Annotated in this window: 17 protein-coding genes; 10 read left to right on the forward strand and 7 right to left on the reverse strand. The window is 67.3% G+C overall.

The features are described 5' to 3' along the window. Positions 1 to 82: 82 nt before the first annotated feature. Positions 83 to 334 (reverse strand): DUF2312 domain-containing protein, encoded by a 252-nt coding sequence (locus GIY56_RS01105; RefSeq protein ID WP_154762973.1) that lies wholly within the window; start codon positions 332 to 334, stop codon positions 83 to 85. Between the two features lie 108 nt (positions 335 to 442). Between GIY56_RS01105 and GIY56_RS01110 the strand changes: the two genes are divergently transcribed. Continuing rightward, entirely contained in the window at positions 443 to 667 is a 225-nt protein-coding gene (locus tag GIY56_RS01110) for a hypothetical protein (protein ID WP_154762974.1), read from the forward strand. Beyond that, positions 667 to 1,116, forward strand: coding sequence for a D-aminoacyl-tRNA deacylase (gene dtd, locus GIY56_RS01115; protein ID WP_154762975.1), 450 nt, complete (start codon positions 667 to 669; stop codon positions 1,114 to 1,116). Before GIY56_RS01110 ends, dtd begins: the two co-directional genes overlap by 1 nt. Here dtd and GIY56_RS01120 read toward each other — a convergent pair. Continuing rightward, positions 1,113 to 2,072: a calcium-binding protein gene (locus GIY56_RS01120; protein ID WP_154762976.1), complete on the reverse strand. Its 960-nt coding sequence runs from the start codon at positions 2,070 to 2,072 to the stop codon at positions 1,113 to 1,115. The two genes, dtd and GIY56_RS01120, sit on opposite strands and share 4 nt — an antisense overlap. A gap of 357 nt (positions 2,073 to 2,429) precedes the next feature. Between GIY56_RS01120 and GIY56_RS01125 the strand changes: the two genes are divergently transcribed. Continuing rightward, positions 2,430 to 3,800, forward strand: a complete 1,371-nt coding sequence (locus GIY56_RS01125; RefSeq protein ID WP_154762977.1) for a DEAD/DEAH box helicase — start codon at positions 2,430 to 2,432, stop codon at positions 3,798 to 3,800. A 148-nt stretch (positions 3,801 to 3,948) separates the two neighbouring features. Here GIY56_RS01125 and GIY56_RS01130 read toward each other — a convergent pair whose 3' ends face one another. Continuing rightward, positions 3,949 to 5,136 carry a multidrug effflux MFS transporter gene (locus tag GIY56_RS01130; RefSeq protein WP_154762978.1) on the reverse strand — a complete coding sequence of 396 codons (1,188 nt, stop codon included), beginning with the start codon at positions 5,134 to 5,136 and terminating at the stop codon, positions 3,949 to 3,951. A gap of 95 nt (positions 5,137 to 5,231) precedes the next feature. Here GIY56_RS01130 and GIY56_RS01135 point away from each other — a divergent pair, with 95 nt between their 5' ends. The 7 genes from GIY56_RS01135 to GIY56_RS01165 all read left to right on the forward strand — a co-directional run bounded on the left by GIY56_RS01135 (position 5,232) and on the right by GIY56_RS01165 (position 11,293). Beyond that, positions 5,232 to 5,804: a thymidine kinase gene (locus tag GIY56_RS01135; RefSeq protein ID WP_154762979.1), complete on the forward strand. Its 573-nt coding sequence runs from the start codon at positions 5,232 to 5,234 to the stop codon at positions 5,802 to 5,804. A gap of 90 nt (positions 5,805 to 5,894) precedes the next feature. Then, positions 5,895 to 7,040, forward strand: a complete 1,146-nt coding sequence (locus GIY56_RS01140) for a D-alanyl-D-alanine carboxypeptidase family protein (RefSeq protein ID WP_154762980.1) — start codon at positions 5,895 to 5,897, stop codon at positions 7,038 to 7,040. Further along, positions 7,040 to 7,636, forward strand: coding sequence for a dTMP kinase (tmk, locus tag GIY56_RS01145; RefSeq protein WP_154762981.1), 597 nt, complete (start codon positions 7,040 to 7,042; stop codon positions 7,634 to 7,636). Before GIY56_RS01140 ends, tmk begins: the two co-directional genes overlap by 1 nt. Beyond that, positions 7,630 to 8,739, forward strand: a complete 1,110-nt coding sequence (locus tag GIY56_RS01150) for a DNA polymerase III subunit delta' (protein ID WP_328288421.1) — start codon at positions 7,630 to 7,632, stop codon at positions 8,737 to 8,739. The genes tmk and GIY56_RS01150 overlap by 7 nt, the downstream gene beginning before the upstream one ends. Before the next feature lie 3 nt (positions 8,740 to 8,742). After that, positions 8,743 to 9,537 (forward strand): TatD family hydrolase, encoded by a 795-nt coding sequence (locus tag GIY56_RS01155; protein ID WP_154762982.1) that lies wholly within the window; start codon positions 8,743 to 8,745, stop codon positions 9,535 to 9,537. Beyond that, complete coding sequence (locus tag GIY56_RS01160; RefSeq protein ID WP_154762983.1) at positions 9,534 to 10,352, forward strand: MBL fold metallo-hydrolase; 819 nt, start codon at positions 9,534 to 9,536, stop codon at positions 10,350 to 10,352. The genes GIY56_RS01155 and GIY56_RS01160 overlap by 4 nt, the downstream gene beginning before the upstream one ends. Further along, positions 10,349 to 11,293, forward strand: a complete 945-nt coding sequence (locus GIY56_RS01165; RefSeq protein WP_154762984.1) for an AEC family transporter — start codon at positions 10,349 to 10,351, stop codon at positions 11,291 to 11,293. Before GIY56_RS01160 ends, GIY56_RS01165 begins: the two co-directional genes overlap by 4 nt. Before the next feature lie 63 nt (positions 11,294 to 11,356). On the opposite strand, the gene GIY56_RS01170 is transcribed toward GIY56_RS01165, so the two are convergent. The 4 genes from GIY56_RS01170 to GIY56_RS01185 form a co-directional block, all read right to left on the reverse strand. Continuing rightward, on the reverse strand, positions 11,357 to 12,307 hold the full coding sequence (locus tag GIY56_RS01170) for an ABC transporter permease (RefSeq protein ID WP_154762985.1): 951 nt from the start codon (positions 12,305 to 12,307) through the stop codon (positions 11,357 to 11,359). A gap of 3 nt (positions 12,308 to 12,310) precedes the next feature. Further along, a complete protein-coding gene (locus GIY56_RS01175; RefSeq protein ID WP_154762986.1) occupies positions 12,311 to 13,624 on the reverse strand; it encodes an ABC transporter permease in 1,314 nt (437 codons plus the stop codon). A gap of 55 nt (positions 13,625 to 13,679) precedes the next feature. Further along, positions 13,680 to 14,756, reverse strand: coding sequence for an ABC transporter substrate-binding protein (locus GIY56_RS01180; protein WP_328288402.1), 1,077 nt, complete (start codon positions 14,754 to 14,756; stop codon positions 13,680 to 13,682). Positions 14,757 to 14,847: 91 nt separating this feature from the next. Then, on the reverse strand, positions 14,848 to 15,918 hold the full coding sequence (locus tag GIY56_RS01185; RefSeq protein WP_154762987.1) for an ABC transporter substrate-binding protein: 1,071 nt from the start codon (positions 15,916 to 15,918) through the stop codon (positions 14,848 to 14,850). Between the last annotated feature and the right edge of the window lie 32 nt (positions 15,919 to 15,950).

The raw sequence follows: 15,950 nt of genomic DNA on the forward strand, positions 1-15,950 counted from the left end.
CCCGCGTCCGCCGCCCTGGATTTCAGGGCCGAAGGGGCGGCTTTTAGGGGATCAGACACGGGAAGTCAAAGGAAATAGGGACTCAGCCCATGCCAAGCGCCTGCTTGTACATTTCCAGGATCGCCTCCTCCTCGGCGATGTCGTCGCGGTCGCGCTTGCGCAGGGCCACGATCTTCTTCATCACCTTGGTGTCGTATCCGCGGGCCTTGGCCTCGGCCATCACCTCTTTCTGGCGTTCGGCGATGTCCTTCTTTTCCGCTTCCAGCTGCTCGAACTGCTCGATGAACTGGCGCAGCTCATCCGCCGCGACGCTGTAGGCCTGCTCGTCCTTCATGGGTTTTCCTTCCGTGTGATCCTGCCCGTCTTTGGGGGCATCTGTTAGGCGGTCTTGCCGCGCGGCGCAATCGCCGCTAGGGCGCATGGGCATGAACGGGGGTGCGCGATGAGGGTTTTCGAGGGGTTGATCTGGGGCGGCGCGGCGCTGACGCTGGCGGGGGTCGCGGCGCTGGTCTGGTGCATCCTGACGGTGGCCCGCGCGCGCAAGGCCGGGCTGGATGACGCCGCGCTGCGCGAGCGGATGCGGCCGGTGCTGGCCGTCAACATGGGGGCGCTGGCGCTATCAATGATCGGGCTGCTGCTGGTCGTCACCGGGATCGTGCTGGGCTGATGCGGGCGCTTGTCCAACGCGTGACCGAGGCGTCGGTCGTGGTGGAGGGCACTGTTGTCGGCCAGACCGGGCCGGGCCTGCTGGTGCTGGTCTGCGCCATGGCCGGCGATGACGAAGGGGCTGCCGACAAGCTGGCCGCCCGGGTGGCCAAGCTGCGCATCTTCCGCGACGAGGCGGGCCGGATGAACCGGTCGCTGCTGGACATCGGCGGGGGCGCCCTGGTGGTCAGCCAGTTCACCCTGGCCGCCGATACCCGCACCGGCAACCGCCCCGGCTTTTCCTCTGCCGCCGCGCCTGACGACGGGCGGCGGCTTTACGAACGCTTTGCCGAAAGCCTGCGCGCGCAGGGGATCGCGGTCCAGACCGGCCGCTTCGGCGCCGACATGACGGTGCGGCTGGTGAATGACGGGCCGGTGACGATCTGGCTGGACACGGCGGACCGCGCCTAGAGGATGAAGTCGCTCGCGCCAAGGCGCGCCGCGTCGTCCACCCAGATCTCGAAATCGGCGATCTTGTTGCCGTTCAGGTCGCCGCGCACCAGGACGCCGTCCGCCTGTTTCACATACCAGACCGAATGGGCGGCGGCAGCCGTGCCCGTGAAGGCGAAGGCCTGGTTTCCCGCGCGGGCGGCATTGGCGTCGATCAGCGACAGGTCGATGTCGTCCTGACCCGCCCGGAACTGCAGGATCTCGTCCCGCTGCGCGCCAAGTGCGGTTTCCGCAGCGGCGCGGAAGATGAACACGTCCCGGATCGCGTCAAGGCCGCCCTGCATCCGGTCGCGGCCCGTGCCGCCGTCCAGCATGTCGCTGCCGCCTCCGCCTTCCAGAAGGTCGTTACCCGCGGCGCCGATCAGGCGGTCATTCCCATCGGCCCCCACGAGGCGGTCGTTGCCCCCGCCGCCGTTCAGCATGTCGCCGCCGGTCCCGCCCATCAGCGTGTCGTTTCCGCCGTTGCCGAACATCTGGTCGTTCCCCGCCCAGCCTTCAAACCGGTCGTTGTAGGCGCTGAGGGTGACGGTGTCGTTGCCCGCCATGATCGACGACAGCACCGCCCGGTCGTCAGCGTTCCCGTAGGTCAGGGCGGCCTGGTAAAGGCTGACGGCCGACACGGAAAATCCCTGCATCGACAGGACTTCCGGGCCATCATAGATCGCTTCGGAAATCCCGCCGACGGTTCCGCCAATGACATCGCCTTGCCAGTTGAAGGTGATGCCCGTTCCGCCAAGACCCAGCACCAGGTCGTTGTCGCCGTCGAAGCCGTTGATCAGGTAGGTATCCTGATAAACCCTTCCGCTGAGCGTAAGGTAGGAATCGTTGTAGAAAAAATCTTCGTAGAACCAGCGGTCATAGTAATTGAGGTCCATTGCAAAGCTATCGGATTGATAGCTGGTCTTGATGATCGCCATGATTTTTCCTGCAAGAAAGGCAACGATTGCACGGGTTAACACTGATTCCGTGTTATTTTTGCATGGTCTTCCGCCCCGTGCCACTTCAAATCTTCATCTTCCTTAACGGCCCGCGGGGCGCCGCGCCGTCGATCCTGCTTGACTTGCAGACCGTGAAGCCCCATGTGGTCCCTGTCGCTACCCGCTGCCGCGTGAGCAGCCGCGTTTTCGCCAAGGGTCCGGCATCTCATTCCAGTTTCCCATTCACGCGGGGAGGCTTGCGGGCACCCTATCGCGCCCGCATCCCTGCTGATCGCCGCGCATCGGACGCGGCCCCTGCCTTGCGTCCGATACGGGGGATGCGAGGATGAGAGTTTGATGGAACAGAACACCACCCGCCGCCCTTCGCGCGGCTCCAAGCCCCGGCCCCGCAACCTGCCCAATTTCGACGCGAACGAAGGCCGCCGGGCGCCCGCGCGCGATCCGCTGCCCACCGGTCCCTTTGCCGAGATGGGCATTGACCACCGCATCAACGCCAACATCGCGGCGCTCGGGCTGACCAAGCCGACGCCGATCCAGGACCAGGCGATCCCGGCGGTCGTCCAGGGCCGCGACGTGCTGGGCCTGGCGCAGACCGGCACCGGCAAGACGGCGGCCTTCGGCCTGCCGATGCTGACCCGGCTGATCAACTTCGGCAAGAAGCCCGATCCCAAGACCTGCCGCGCGCTGATCCTGGCGCCGACCCGCGAACTGGCGACCCAGATCGCCGCCAACATCGACGCCTATGCCGAGGGCACCCCGATCCGGTCCTTCCGCGTCGTGGGCGGCGCCTCGATCAACACCCAGACCGAGCGGCTGTCGCGCGGCGTCGATGTGCTGATCGCCACGCCGGGCCGGTTGATGGACCTGATCGAACGCCGGGCCATCAGCCTTGAGGCCACGACCTATCTGGTGCTGGACGAGGCCGACCAGATGCTGGACATCGGCTTCATCCACACCCTGCGCAAGATCGCGCGGATGCTGCCCAGGGACCGCCAGACGCTGATGTTCTCGGCCACCATGCCGAAGCTGATGTCGGAACTGTCGGACACCTATCTGACCGATCCGGTCCGGGTGGCCGTGAACCCTCCGGGCCAGGCGGCCAAGCAGATCACGCAGGGCGTGCATTTCGTGGGCCAGGGCGACAAGGCCACGCTGCTGGCGGAATACCTGTCCAAGCATCCGGGCGAGCTGGCGATGGTCTTTGGCCGCACCAAGCACGGGTCGGAAAAGCTGGCCAAGCTGCTGGAAAAATGGGGCTTCGCCGTTGCCGCGATCCATGGCAACAAGAGCCAGGGCCAACGGGAACGGGCGCTGGACGCCTTCCGCAAGGGGCAGACGCAGGTTCTGGTGGCGACCGACGTGGCGGCGCGGGGTCTCGATATTCCCGAGGTCGCGCATGTCTATAACTACGACCTGCCGAACGTGCCGGAAAACTATGTCCACCGGATCGGCCGCACCGCGCGGGCGGGCCGCGACGGCCGGGCCGTGGCGCTGTGCGCGCCAGGCGAGGTCGGCGAACTGCGCGCCATCGAGAAGGCCATGAAGGCGCCGATCCCGGTCATCGGCGGCGAGGCGCCGGTGGGACCGATCCCCTCGGCCCGTCCGCAGGGCGGGCGTGGTCCGGGCATGGGCAAGCCGATGGGCGCGGGCGCGAACAAGCGTCCGGCGCGCCGTCCCTCGCGTCAGCCGAAAAGCCGGCAGGCGTGACGCCGGGGGCGCTTCGCCCCCCCTGCCTGCCACCAGCGGCAGGCGTTCGCCGCTGAAAAAGGTCCACTGGACCTTTTTCCGGGCGCGTCTCACCCCAGAGGATATTTAAGTGAAGAAGAAGCCGCAGGGTTCGCGCCCTGCGGCTTCTTCATGCCAGGCGCAGGCGCGGCAGGGATGCTGCGGCGGCAGCCCAGGCAAGCGCCGCGCAAAGCGCGATGGCCGTGACCATGCTGGCGGCGCTGTTGTTCATGAACGGCCCGGTCAGCGCGATCATCAAGCCTCCGGTCAGCATCTGGAACGTCCCGCCCAGGGATGAGGCCAGCCCGGCGATGTCGGGATGGGGATCCAGCGACATGACCATGGCCGTGGGCATCACCAGCCCCAGGCAGGCGTTGCCCAGGAACAATCCGGCCATGACGACCGGCAGCGCATCGAGGCCCAGCCAGACGACCGCCGCCAAGGCGATCATGATCCCGGCGAACCCGGTGATCGCCAGGGAAATCACCCGCTCCATCCCGTGCCGTTGCGCCATCGGTCCCGCGAACTGGGACGCCGCGAAGAAGCCCACGGCATTGACCGCGAAGGCCAGCGAGAAGCCGGTCGGCGACAGCCCGTATTGCCGGGTATAGACGAAGCTGGCGCTGGACAGGAACACGAAGAAGCTGGCCATGCCGAAGCCGCCGATCATCGTCAGCCCCATGAAGCGGCGGTCGGTCAGCAGGCGGCGCGCGCCCGACAGCATCGGGCGCAGGCTGACGGGGCGGCGGTGTTCGGGGGCCAGCGTCTCGGGCAGGACAAACAGGATCAGGGCCAGGCTGACCAGCGCGGCGACAGCCAGCACGGCGAAGATCTCTCGCCAGCCGCCCCAGGCCATGATGACCGACCCGGTCAAGGGGGCCAGCATGGGCGAGACGGCGATGACGATCATGATGGTGGACATGACCTTAGCGGCCTGTGGCCCAGTCGCCACGTCGCGGATGACGGCGCGCGGCACGGCCATCAGGGTCGCCGCGCCAAGACCCTGCATGGCACGCGCCGCGATCAGCCAGCCGAGGGTGGGCGCCAGGGCGGCGGCGACGGTTGCGACGGTGAAGATCGCCACCCCGACCACCAACGGCGTCTTGCGCCCCAGGGCATCGGCCATCGGGCCATAGATCATCTGCGCGATGCCGAAGACGATGAAATAGGAGGTCAGCGTCAGCGCCGCCCCGGCCTCGGTCGTGCCAAGATCGGCCGCGACCTGCGGCAGCGCGGGCAGGTACATGTCGATGGCAAAGGGACCCACGGCGGACAGGACGCCCAGCACGACGGCCATGCGGAACAGGGGATCGCGCATCGGGTTTCCCGGGATTGATCAAAGCCTGCTTGGTGCCAGCTTGTCGGCGCGGCGGCAAGGCTTGATGAGAGCCGCGCCCGGGGGTAACTGGCGGCATGGCCAAGCTCTATTTCCACTATTCCACGATGAACGCGGGCAAGAGCACGCTGCTGCTGCAGGCGTCCTACAACTATCGCGAGCGGGGGATGGGGACGCTGCTGCTGACGGCGGCCATCGACAACCGCGCGGGGCCGGGGCGCATCGCCAGCCGCATCGGCATCGGCGAGGACGCGCTGACCTTCGACGCGGCCACCGACATGGCCGCGCTGGTCCGGGACCGCGGCGGGGATTGCGCCTGCGTCTTCGTGGACGAGGCGCAGTTCCTGACCCCTGCCCAGGTCTGGCAACTGGCTCGCGTGGCCGACGACGGGCGGATCCCCGTCATGTGCTATGGGTTGCGCGTCGATTTCCGGGGCGAGTTGTTCCCCGGATCCGCGGCGCTGCTTGCGCTGGCCGACGACCTGCGCGAGGTCCGCACCATCTGCCATTGCGGGCGCAAGGCCACCATGGTGATCCGCCGCGACGAGGCGGGCCGCACCATTACCGAAGGCGCGCAGGTGCAGGTGGGCGGCAACGAGACCTATGTGTCCCTGTGCCGCCGCCATTGGCGCGAGGCCACGGGGAACTGACGTTCAAATATCCCGGAATGCGTGTGGCCCGCGTTGCGAGGGGCGGGGCCATGCTGTAACCATCGGCGCCAAACAGGCAAAGGACTTTCCATGCGTGCATTCCTGACAAGGCTTCTGGTCCTTCTGTGTCTGGCCGCCCCGGTTCAGGCGTTCGAGACCACCGCGACCTCGGCCTGGGTTTACGACGTGAACACCAGCACCGTTCTGATGTCCAAGAACGCCGATGTGCCGATCCCGCCCGCCTCGATGTCCAAGCTGATGACGCTCTACATGGTGTTCGAGGCGTTGGAAAAAGGCGCGCTGAAGATGGACGAGGCGGTTCCGGTCTCGACAAGGGCCTGGAAGATGGGCGGCTCGAAGATGTTCGTGGAACCGTCCGATACCCCGACGGTCGAACAACTGATCAAGGGCATCATCGTGCTGTCGGGCAACGATGCCTGCGTCGTGCTGGCGGAACGCCTTGGCGGAACCGAGGAAGCCTTTGCCCGCCAGATGACCGAACGCGCGAAAACGCTGGGGCTGAAGCATTCGGTCTTCAGGAACTCGACCGGCTGGCCCGCCGAGGGGCATGTCATGTCGGCCGAGGATCTGGGGATGCTGGCGATGCACATCATTCGGGACTTTCCGCAGTACTACGACGATTTTTCGCTGACCGAGTTCCGCTACATGGACCGGGTGCCGTCGAACCGCTTCAACCGCAATCCGCTGTTGAAGCTGGACATCGGGGCCGATGGCCTCAAGACCGGCCACACCGAGGAGGCGGGCTATGGCCTGGTCGGGTCCGCCGTGCAGGACGGGCGGCGGGTGATCTTCGTCATCAGCGGCTTGCCGTCCGACACCGCGCGGGCCGAGGAATCCGAGAGCATCGCCAACTGGGCCTTCCGCCAGTTCAGCATGGAAACGCTGGTGCCCGCGGGCGAGACGGTGCTGGAGGCTCCGGTCTGGCTGGGTGCCCGGTCCCGCGTGGGCCTGACCACCAAGGACGGCGTGAACGTGCTGGTCCCCGCCGGATCGCAGGACCAGGTCAAGGTCGAGGCGGTTTACGACGCCCCCATCCCCGCCCCCATCGCCAAGGGCGACCCCATCGGCCGCCTGGTCGTGACCATGCCCGGCACGCAAGAGGCCATCACCCCCCTGCTGGCCGCCGAGGACGTGCCCGAGGCCGGCTTCGCGGGCCGGATGAAGGGCGCGGTGATGCGGCTTGGCCACAAGGCGGTCGAGGCCGCCGGCCTTTGATGTTCATCAGCTTCGAGGGGATCGACGGCTGCGGCAAGTCCACGCAGGCCCGCCTGCTGGCCGAGGCCCTGCAGGCCGAGGGCCGCGCGGTCGTCCTGACCCGCGAACCCGGCGGCAGCCCGGGGGCCGAGGAGATCCGGCGGTTGCTGGTGGAGGGCGCGGGCGAACGCTGGTCGGCGGAAACCGAGTGCCTTTTGTTCACCGCCGCCCGCCGCGACCACCTGGAACGCACCATCCGCCCAGCCTTGGCTGCGGGCCGGACCGTCATCACCGACCGCTTCGCCGATTCGACCCGCGTTTATCAGGGTGCCACGCGTGGCGATTTGCGCGGCCTCGTGGACCGGATGCACGATCTGGCGATCGGGGTTGAACCGGACCTGACCTTCGTCATCGACCTGGACCCCGAAACGGCGCTTGGCCGGGGCAATGCGCGCGGCGGGGCCGAGGATCGCTTTGAAAGCCTGGGCCTGTCCTTCCAGCAGCGCCTGGCGCAGGGGTTCCGCGCGCTTGCCGATGAATTCCCGGCCCGCGTGCGCCTGATCGACGGCAGCGGCACCCAGGCCGAGGTCGCCGCCCGCATCCAGGCCGCATTGTGAAGACCGATCCCGACGACATTCCCGAACCCGACCGCGTTCCCGGCGCGCCCCATCCGCGCCACACGGACCGGGTGATCGGCCAGGACCATGCCATCGCCGAGTTCACCGAGGCCGCGCGGGGCGGGCGGCTGCACCACGCCTGGCTGCTGACCGGCCCGCGCGGCGTGGGCAAGGCGACGCTCGCCTGGGCCATCGCCCGCTGGATGCTGGCGGGGGCTTCCGGTCCCTTCGGCGCGACCGACACGCGCGAGGCGCGGCGCATTGCTGCCTTGTCGGAACCGCGCCTGCATCTGGTCCGCCGCTCCTGGGACGACAAGGCGGGGCGGCTGTCGGCCCAGATCACCGTGGACGAAATCCGGCGGTTGCTGTCCTTCTTTCACCTCTCCGCGGCCGAGGGCGGGCGCCGCATCGCCATCATCGACGCCGCCGACGACATGAACGTGGCCGCCGCCAATGCCCTGCTGAAGGTGCTGGAGGAACCGCCCGCCGACGCCCTGATCCTGATCGTCGCCCACCAGCCCGCGGGCCTGCTGCCGACGATCCGGTCCCGCTGCCGCACCCTGCGCCTGTCGCCGCTGAACCCGGCGCAGATGGGCAACGTCCTGTCGCAGCTGGGCATCGACGAGGATGCCGAGGCGCTGGCCGCCCTGTCCGACGGTTCCGTGGGCGAGGCCTTGCGGCTGGCGGGCCAAGGGGGCCTCGACCGTTATCAGCAACTTGTGGACCTGATGGCGACCCTGCCCCGCCTTGACCGCCCGCTGGCCGCAACCTTTGCCGACGCGGCGGCAGGCCGCGCGGGGGCCGATGGCGATCCCTTCGACCTGACCATGACGGTGCTGGACCGCTTCCTGGCCCGCACCGCCCGCGCCGGGCTGATGGGCGCCCCCCTGCCCCAGGCCGCGCGCGGCGAAGGCGCGCTGCTGGCCCGCATCTCGCCCGACGATCACGCCGCCCGAGCTTGGGCGGACGCGCAGGCGCGGCTGTCGGCGCGGGCGCGGACCGGGCGGGCGGTCAACCTTGACCCTTCCGCCTTGGTGATGGATATGCTGCTGGAACTGGCGCATCTGCCGCCCGCGCGATCCGCCCTGCCAGCCAAAGGTTGATCCATGCCCCATGCGGCCCCCCCGCCTGTCGTCGATAGCCATTGCCACCTGGATTTCCCCGACTTCGACGGCGAACACGACGTCTTGGTCGCCCGCGCCCGCGCGGCAGGCGTCACCCGCATGGTGACGATCTGCACCCGCCTGCGTCAGGAACCGCAGGTCCGCGCCCTAGCCGAACGATACGAGGCCGTCTTCTACGCCGCCGGCACCCACCCCATGAGCGCGGCCGAGGAACCCATGGCGACGGTGGACCAGCTTGTCGCCCTGTCCGCCCATCCGAAATTCGTGGGCATCGGCGAGACGGGTCTCGATTACCACTACACCGCCGACAGCGCCGCCCGGCAGGCCGAAAGCCTGCGCGTCCATATCGAGGCCGCGCGCCGCACGGGCCTGCCCCTGATCATCCATTCCCGTGACGCCGACGACGACATGGCCCGCATCCTGACGGATGAACACCGCGCGGGCGCCTTCGCCTGCGTGATGCACTGCTTCACCTCCGGCGCGCCCCTGGCGCAAACGGCGCTGGATTTGGGCTTCTATCTGTCGATGTCCGGCATCGCGGCCTTTCCGCGATCCTCGGACCTGCGCGCGATCTTCGCCGCAGCCCCGGTGGACCGCATCCTGGTGGAAACCGACAGCCCCTATCTCGCCCCGCCCCCGCATCGCGGCAGGCGCAACGAACCGGCCTATGTGGCGAAGACCGCCGCCATCATGGCCGAGGCCCTTGGCATGGATTATCCGCAGCTTGCGGCGCAAACCTCGGCCAATTTCGACCGCCTGTTCTGGAAGGCCGCATGATTCGGGCGACGATCCTGGGCTGCGGATCCTCGGGCGGCGTGCCGCGCTTGGGCAACCGCTGGGGCGCCTGCGACCCCGCCAATCCGAAGAACCGCCGCCGCCGCTGCTCGCTGCTGGTCGAACGCCCCGGTTCCCAGGGCACAACGCAGGTGCTGGTGGATACCGGTCCCGACATGGTCCCGCAACTGCTGGACGCCAACGTCGCCACGCTGGACGCCGTGGTCTTCACCCACCCGCACGCCGACCACATCCACGGCATCGACGACCTGCGGCAGGTGGCCTTCAACGCGGGCCGGCTGATCCCCGCCTGGGCCGACATCCCCACGTCGGAACAGCTGCTGGACCGCTTCGGCTATATCTTCAAGACCCCGCCCGGCAGCTACTACACGCCCATCTGCGACCTGCATCTGATCGACGGCCCGATCACCGTGGACGGTCCCGGCGGCCCGGTCACGCTGATCCCCTTCCGCGTCCAGCATGGAGAGATCACCGCCCTGGGCCTGCGCATCGGCGGCCTGGTCTATCTGCCCGACGTGTCCGAGATCCCCCACGCCGCCTGGCCCCTGATCCACGGGGCCGAGGTCTTCGTCTGCGACGCCCTGCGCCCGCAGCCCCATCCCAGCCACGCCCATCTGGCGCAGGCGCTGGACTGGATCGCGCATTCGGGCTGCCCGCGCGGGGTGCTGACGAACATGCATATCGACATGGATTACGCCACGGTTGCGGCCAGCACCCCCGACCACATCCAGCCTGCCTTCGACGGCATGGTCATTGAAACCACGGCCCAGACCCCCGACCACCCCGCCGCGCTATGAGCGCGCTGTTCACCATCATTGTCCCGGTCTTCCTGATCGTGGGCTTCGGCTATCTGGTGGCCTGGCGCGGCATCTTCCGCGAAAGCGCGGTGGACGGGCTGATGGTCTTCGCCCAGAACTTCGCCGCGCCCACGCTGCTGTTCGCGTCCATGTCGCGGCTGGACCTGGGGACCGAGTTCCGCCCGGCCCTGCTGCTGCCCTTTTATATCGGCGCATTCTCCAGCTTCCTCATCGGCTGGGCGGGGGCGCGGTTCGTCTTCCGCCGCCCGCCGATGGATTGCGTGGCCATCGGCTTCACCTGCCTGTTTTCCAACAGCCTGCTGCTGGGCATCCCGATCATGGAACGCGCTTATGGGCCCGGCTCGCTGTCGGGCAACTGGGCGATCATCGCGATTCATTCGCCGCTGCTCTATACCTTCGGCATCACGTTCATGGAGTTTACCCGCGCCCATGGCAGCGGGTTGTCCATGGGCCGGGTCGCCCTGCGCGCCATGACGGGGGTGCTGCGAACGCCGCTGGTGATCGGCATCCTGGCGGGCATGACCATGAACGTGCTGCAACAGGCGGGCCTGGTCATGCCCGAAGGCTTCTGGGCTGCCGTGGACATGATCGCCGACGCCGCCCTGCCCGCCGCGCTGTTCGGCCTGGGCGGCGTCCTCTACCGCTATCGCCCCGAAGGCGACACGGGCGCCATCGCGATGTGCTGCGCCTGTTCGCTGCTGGTCCATCCGGGCATCGTCTATGCCCTTGCCCGGATCACGGGACTGGACGAGGCGGGCCTGCGGTCGGCCGTGATGACGGCGGCCATGGCGCCGGGCGTGAACGCCTATCTGTTCGCGAACCTCTACGGCGCCGCCAAGCGGGTCGCGGCCACCACGGTTCTGGTCGCCACCGCCATCTCGATCCTGTCGATCTGGATGTGGCTGGCGATCCTGCCCTGATCCTTCACCTTTGCCCAAATATCCCACGGGGGTCCGGGGGTGTGAAACCCCCGGCCTTCGCTATCAACGCGGCGTAACGCCCCGGATCCTCTCCGACCGCCGCCGCAACAACTCCACCGTGGTCAGCAGCGCGATGGAGAAGATCACCAGCAGCGTCGCCACTGCCAGGATGGCGGGGCTGATCTGCTCGCGGATGCCGTTCCACATCTGGCGCGGGATGGTCTGCTGGTCCGGGCCTGCGATGAACAGCACGGCCACCACCTCGTCGAACGAGGTGACGAAGGCGAACAGCGCGCCCGAGATCACGCCCGGCAGGATCAGCGGCATGGTCACGCGGAAAAAGGTCGTGCGCGGGTTGGCCCCCAGGGAGGCCGCCGCCCGGTTCAGCGACTGGTCGAAGCCCACCAGCGTCGCCGTCACGGTGATGATGACGAAGGGGATGCCCAGCGTGGCATGGGCCAGGATCACGCCGACATAGGTGCCCGCCAGCCGCCCGCAATTCGTGGGCAGGCCGAAGATGCCCAGCAACTCGCAGGGGTTGGAATAGAAAAAGAACATCCCCGTCGCCGTGATGATCAGCGGCACGATCATGGGAGAGATCAGGATCGCCATGATCGCCCGGCGGAACGGCATCTCGGGGCGCGACAGGCCAAGAGCCGCCAGCGTGCCCAACCCCGTCGCCACGACCGTCGAGGCCACCCCGATGATGATCGAGTTCTTGGCGGCCTTGACCCAGTTCGCATTGGCCCAGGCATCCGACCAGAAGGCCCAGCCGGTCGCGTCCGGGTTCTGCATCCCGAAGGTCAGCAGGCTGCGATACCAGCGCAAGCTGTATCCCTCGGGGTCAAAGGACAGCATCCGGTCGGTGAAGGTGAAATAGGGTTCCGCGTTGAAGGACAGCGGGATGATGACCACGATGGGCGCGATCAGGAAAAAGAAGATCAGCCCGCAGATCACCAGATAGGCGTAATGCCAGACGCGCTCCAGCGGGGTTGCATAGGTGGGAACTGCCATGGATCACCCCAGCTTCAGGTTGTCGATGCCGACCATGCGGTCATACACCCAGTAGAGCAGCAGGACCGCGCCCAGCAGCAGCGCGGCCAGCGCCGCGGCCATGGACCAGTTCAGCGTGTCGGTCATGTGCATCGCGATCATGTTGGAAATCAACTGCCCCGACGATCCGCCGACCAGCGCGGGCGTGATGTAGTAGCCCACGGCCAGGATGAACACCAGCAGCGCCCCTGCCCCCAACCCCGGCAGCGTTTGCGGGAAATAGACCCGGCGGAACGCGGTCCAGCTTGTCGCGCCCAGGGACCGCGCGGCGCGGACATAGGACGGGTTGATGGTGCGCATCACGGAATAGAGGGGCAGGATCATGAAGGGCAGCAGGATATGCGTCATGGCGATGATCGTGCCCGTCTGGTTGTAGATCATCTGCAACCGCCCGTCCGGCCCGATCACGCCAAGCCAGGTCAGGATGTCGTTGATCACCCCCTGCTGTTGCAACAGCACCATCCAGCTTGTGGTGCGCACCAGAAGCGAGGTCCAGAAGGGCAGCAGCACCAGGATCATCAGCAGGTTCGATTTCCGCATCGGCAGGGTGGCCAGCAGATGCGCGACGGGAAAGCCCAGCACGAAGGTGATGACGGTGATCACCAGCGACAGCCAGAAGGTGCGCATGAACAGCATCACGTAAACCTGCTGGCGTTCCTCGACCTGCTGGATGCTGCCGTCGTCGGCCCGGGTGCGGTCCAGGGCGGCCAGGTAGAAGTTGCCGGTCAGAGGGCTGGACGCCTCGCGCATGGCGGACCACAGGGCGGGATCGCCCCAATCCTCGTCGATCTCCAGCAGGGCGGCCTGATAGGGCGGCTCGATCCCGCGCCGCACCTGCCGCCCGGTCGCGGTGAACAGCGACCGCGTGCCCGGCACGTCGTAGTTGATGCGGGTGCCGACGATGCCGATGGTGCGCGCCTCGGCGCTTGCTTGCAGGTCGGCGGCAAGCGCGGCCCAGGCGGCCTCGTCGGGTTCCGCGCCGCGCGGGTTGCCTGCGAACCATTGCGACAGTTGCGGCATGTGCGCCGAAAAGCCGTCGTTGTAGAAGGACCGTTGCAGCATCTGCCCGATCGGCACCACGAAGGTGATCAGGATGAAGGCCAGCAGCGGCAGCACCAGCAGAAAGGCGCGGCGGCGGGCTAGTGATTGCGACCGCGCCAGGGCGCGGACCAGCGGCCTGCCGTCGGCGGTCCGCAGCGCGCCGTCCGTCAGGCCCCCGTCGGTCAGGCCACCGGCCGTCGTCGCGATGGCCGCGTGCGGATCTAAAGCGTTCGCCATGTCTTCCCCAAGGTATCAGGGCCGCCGCCCCCGGCAGGGACGGCGGCAATCGTTATCAGGAACCGGCCAGCCAGCTGTTGAACCGTTCGGTCAGTTCGGCGTCGTGGTCGGCCCAGAAGGTCGGATCGTCCATCACGGCGGTCGTCATGTATTCCGCATTGGTCGGCATGTGCGGCGCCATTTCCGTCTTGCCGTCCTTGTAAAGCCCCACAAGCGCGGCCGAGGATTTGCGCGACGGGCCATAGGCGATGTATTTCGCCTGGTCCGCCAGCCGCTGCGTGTCGGTGGCGAATTTCAGATATTCCATCGCGGCTTCGGGGTTCGGCGCGCCCTTCGGAATGGCGAACATGTCCATGTCCATGTATTGCCCGTCCCAGATGATCTCGAAGGGCTTGCCTTCGCCCACCATGGCGTCGAAGAAACGGCCGTTGTAACCGGTGGCCATCACGACCTCTCCGTCCGCCAGCAGTTGCACGGGCTGCGCGCCGGCTTCCCACCAGACCACGTCGTCCTTGATGGTATCCAGCTTGGCAAAGGCCTGATCGACGCCTTCGGGGCTGCCCAGCTTGTCATAGATCTGGTCTGCGGGCACGCCATCGGCGATCAGCGCCAGATACAGCGTGCGCTTGGGGTTCTTGGGCAGGCCCCGCTTGCCGGGAAATTTCTCGGTGTCAAAGAAATCCGCCGCGGAATCAGGCTTTTCGCCCGTGAACTTCGTGGTGTCGAAGGCGATGACCGTGCCCCAGAAGATGTTGGCGACCGCGCAATCCTGCAACGCGCCGTCGATGAAATCCTCGGCCGCGGGGGTGCCGTCGGGCGCGGGGGGCAGCGTCGCCGGGTCGATCTCGACCAGGGCGCCCTCGTCGCACAGGCGGATCGCGTCGGACACCTCGATGTCGAACACGTCGCCGGTGATGTTGTTCGCCTCGATCTGCGCCTTGAGCGGGGTCGAGGGGTTGTCGGCGGCGATCATGTTGACGGTGATGCCGGTCGCCTCGGTGAAGGGCTTGTTATAGGCCTCGACCTGGCTGACCTCGTAGGCGCCGCCCCAGGAGACGACATTGACCTCTTGCGCGGTCGCGGCGAAGGCCATGCCGGCAAGGGCGGTGGATAGAACCAGAGTGGTTTTCACGTTCTTACTCCCGTTGGTGATGGGGTGTGTTGCCCCTTGTTCTTGGCCCCTTCCGGGGCAAGGGGGCGGGCAGCACCCGCCCCCGATCCGGTCAGCTGGCCAGCCAGCTGTTGAAGCGTTCGTTCAGCTCGGCATCGCGATCCACCCAGAATTCCAGGTTCGACGCCAGGGCGTTGGTCATGTTCGCCGCGGTCGTGGGCAGGTGCGGACCCATCGGCTGATCGGTCCCCTCGATGTTGCCGACCAGGGCCGCCGCCGATTTGCGCGGGGGTCCATAGCTGATGAATTCCGCCGCGCGGGCCTGCGGCGCGGGCGAGGTCGTCCAGGCCACGAACTTCATCGCGTCCTCCAGGTTGGCGGCCCCTTTCGGCACGACCCAGCCTTCCATTTCATAGATCTGGCCGTCCCAGATGATCTCGAAGGGCTTGCCTTCGCCCTGCGCGGCGCTGAAGATCCGGCCGTTGAAGGCATAGGCCATCACGACCTCGCCATCCGCCAGCAGTTGCGGAGGCTGCGCGCCGGCTTCCCACCAGATCACGTCGTCCTTGATGGTGTCCAGCTTGGCGAAGGCGCGGTCCACGCCCTCGGGTGTGCCCAGCACCTCGTACACCTCGGCTGCGGGAACGCCATCGGCCATCAGGGCCAGTTCCAGGTTGAACTTGGCGCCCTTGCGCATGGTGCGCTTGCCGGGGAATTTCTGAAGGTCGAAGAAATCCGCGGGCGTGGCGGGCTTGGCGTCGGGGAACTTGCTGTCGTCAAAGGCCAGAACCATCGAATAGACATCGGTCGCCACGAAGCATTCCGTGACAGCGCCCTCGATGAAGTCGTCCGCCGCAGCCGTTCCATCCTCGGCCGCGACCAGGATCGCGGGGTCAATGGTTTCCAGCAGCCCTTCGTCGCACAGCCGCACCGCGTCGGCATATTCGACGGATGCCACGTCGGTGGTGACGTTCCCGGCCTCGACCATGGCCTTGATGGGGGTGGCGGGGTTGTCGGCGTCGGCCATCGTCACCTTGATGCCCGTCTCGGCCTCGAAGGGCTTGGCATAGGCTTCCAGATGGCTGTTGCCGTAAGCCCCGCCCCAGGACAGCAGGTTCACGTCGGCCAGCGCGGGAAGGGCGATCAGCCCAAGCGCGGTGGTCAGGGCAAGCGTCTTTTTCATCTATCACTCCAACTGCAAGGACATGCGGCATT

It is taken from the genome of Paracoccus lichenicola (genome assembly GCF_009708075.1).
In the GTDB taxonomy this organism is placed as follows: domain Bacteria; phylum Pseudomonadota; class Alphaproteobacteria; order Rhodobacterales; family Rhodobacteraceae; genus Paracoccus; species Paracoccus lichenicola.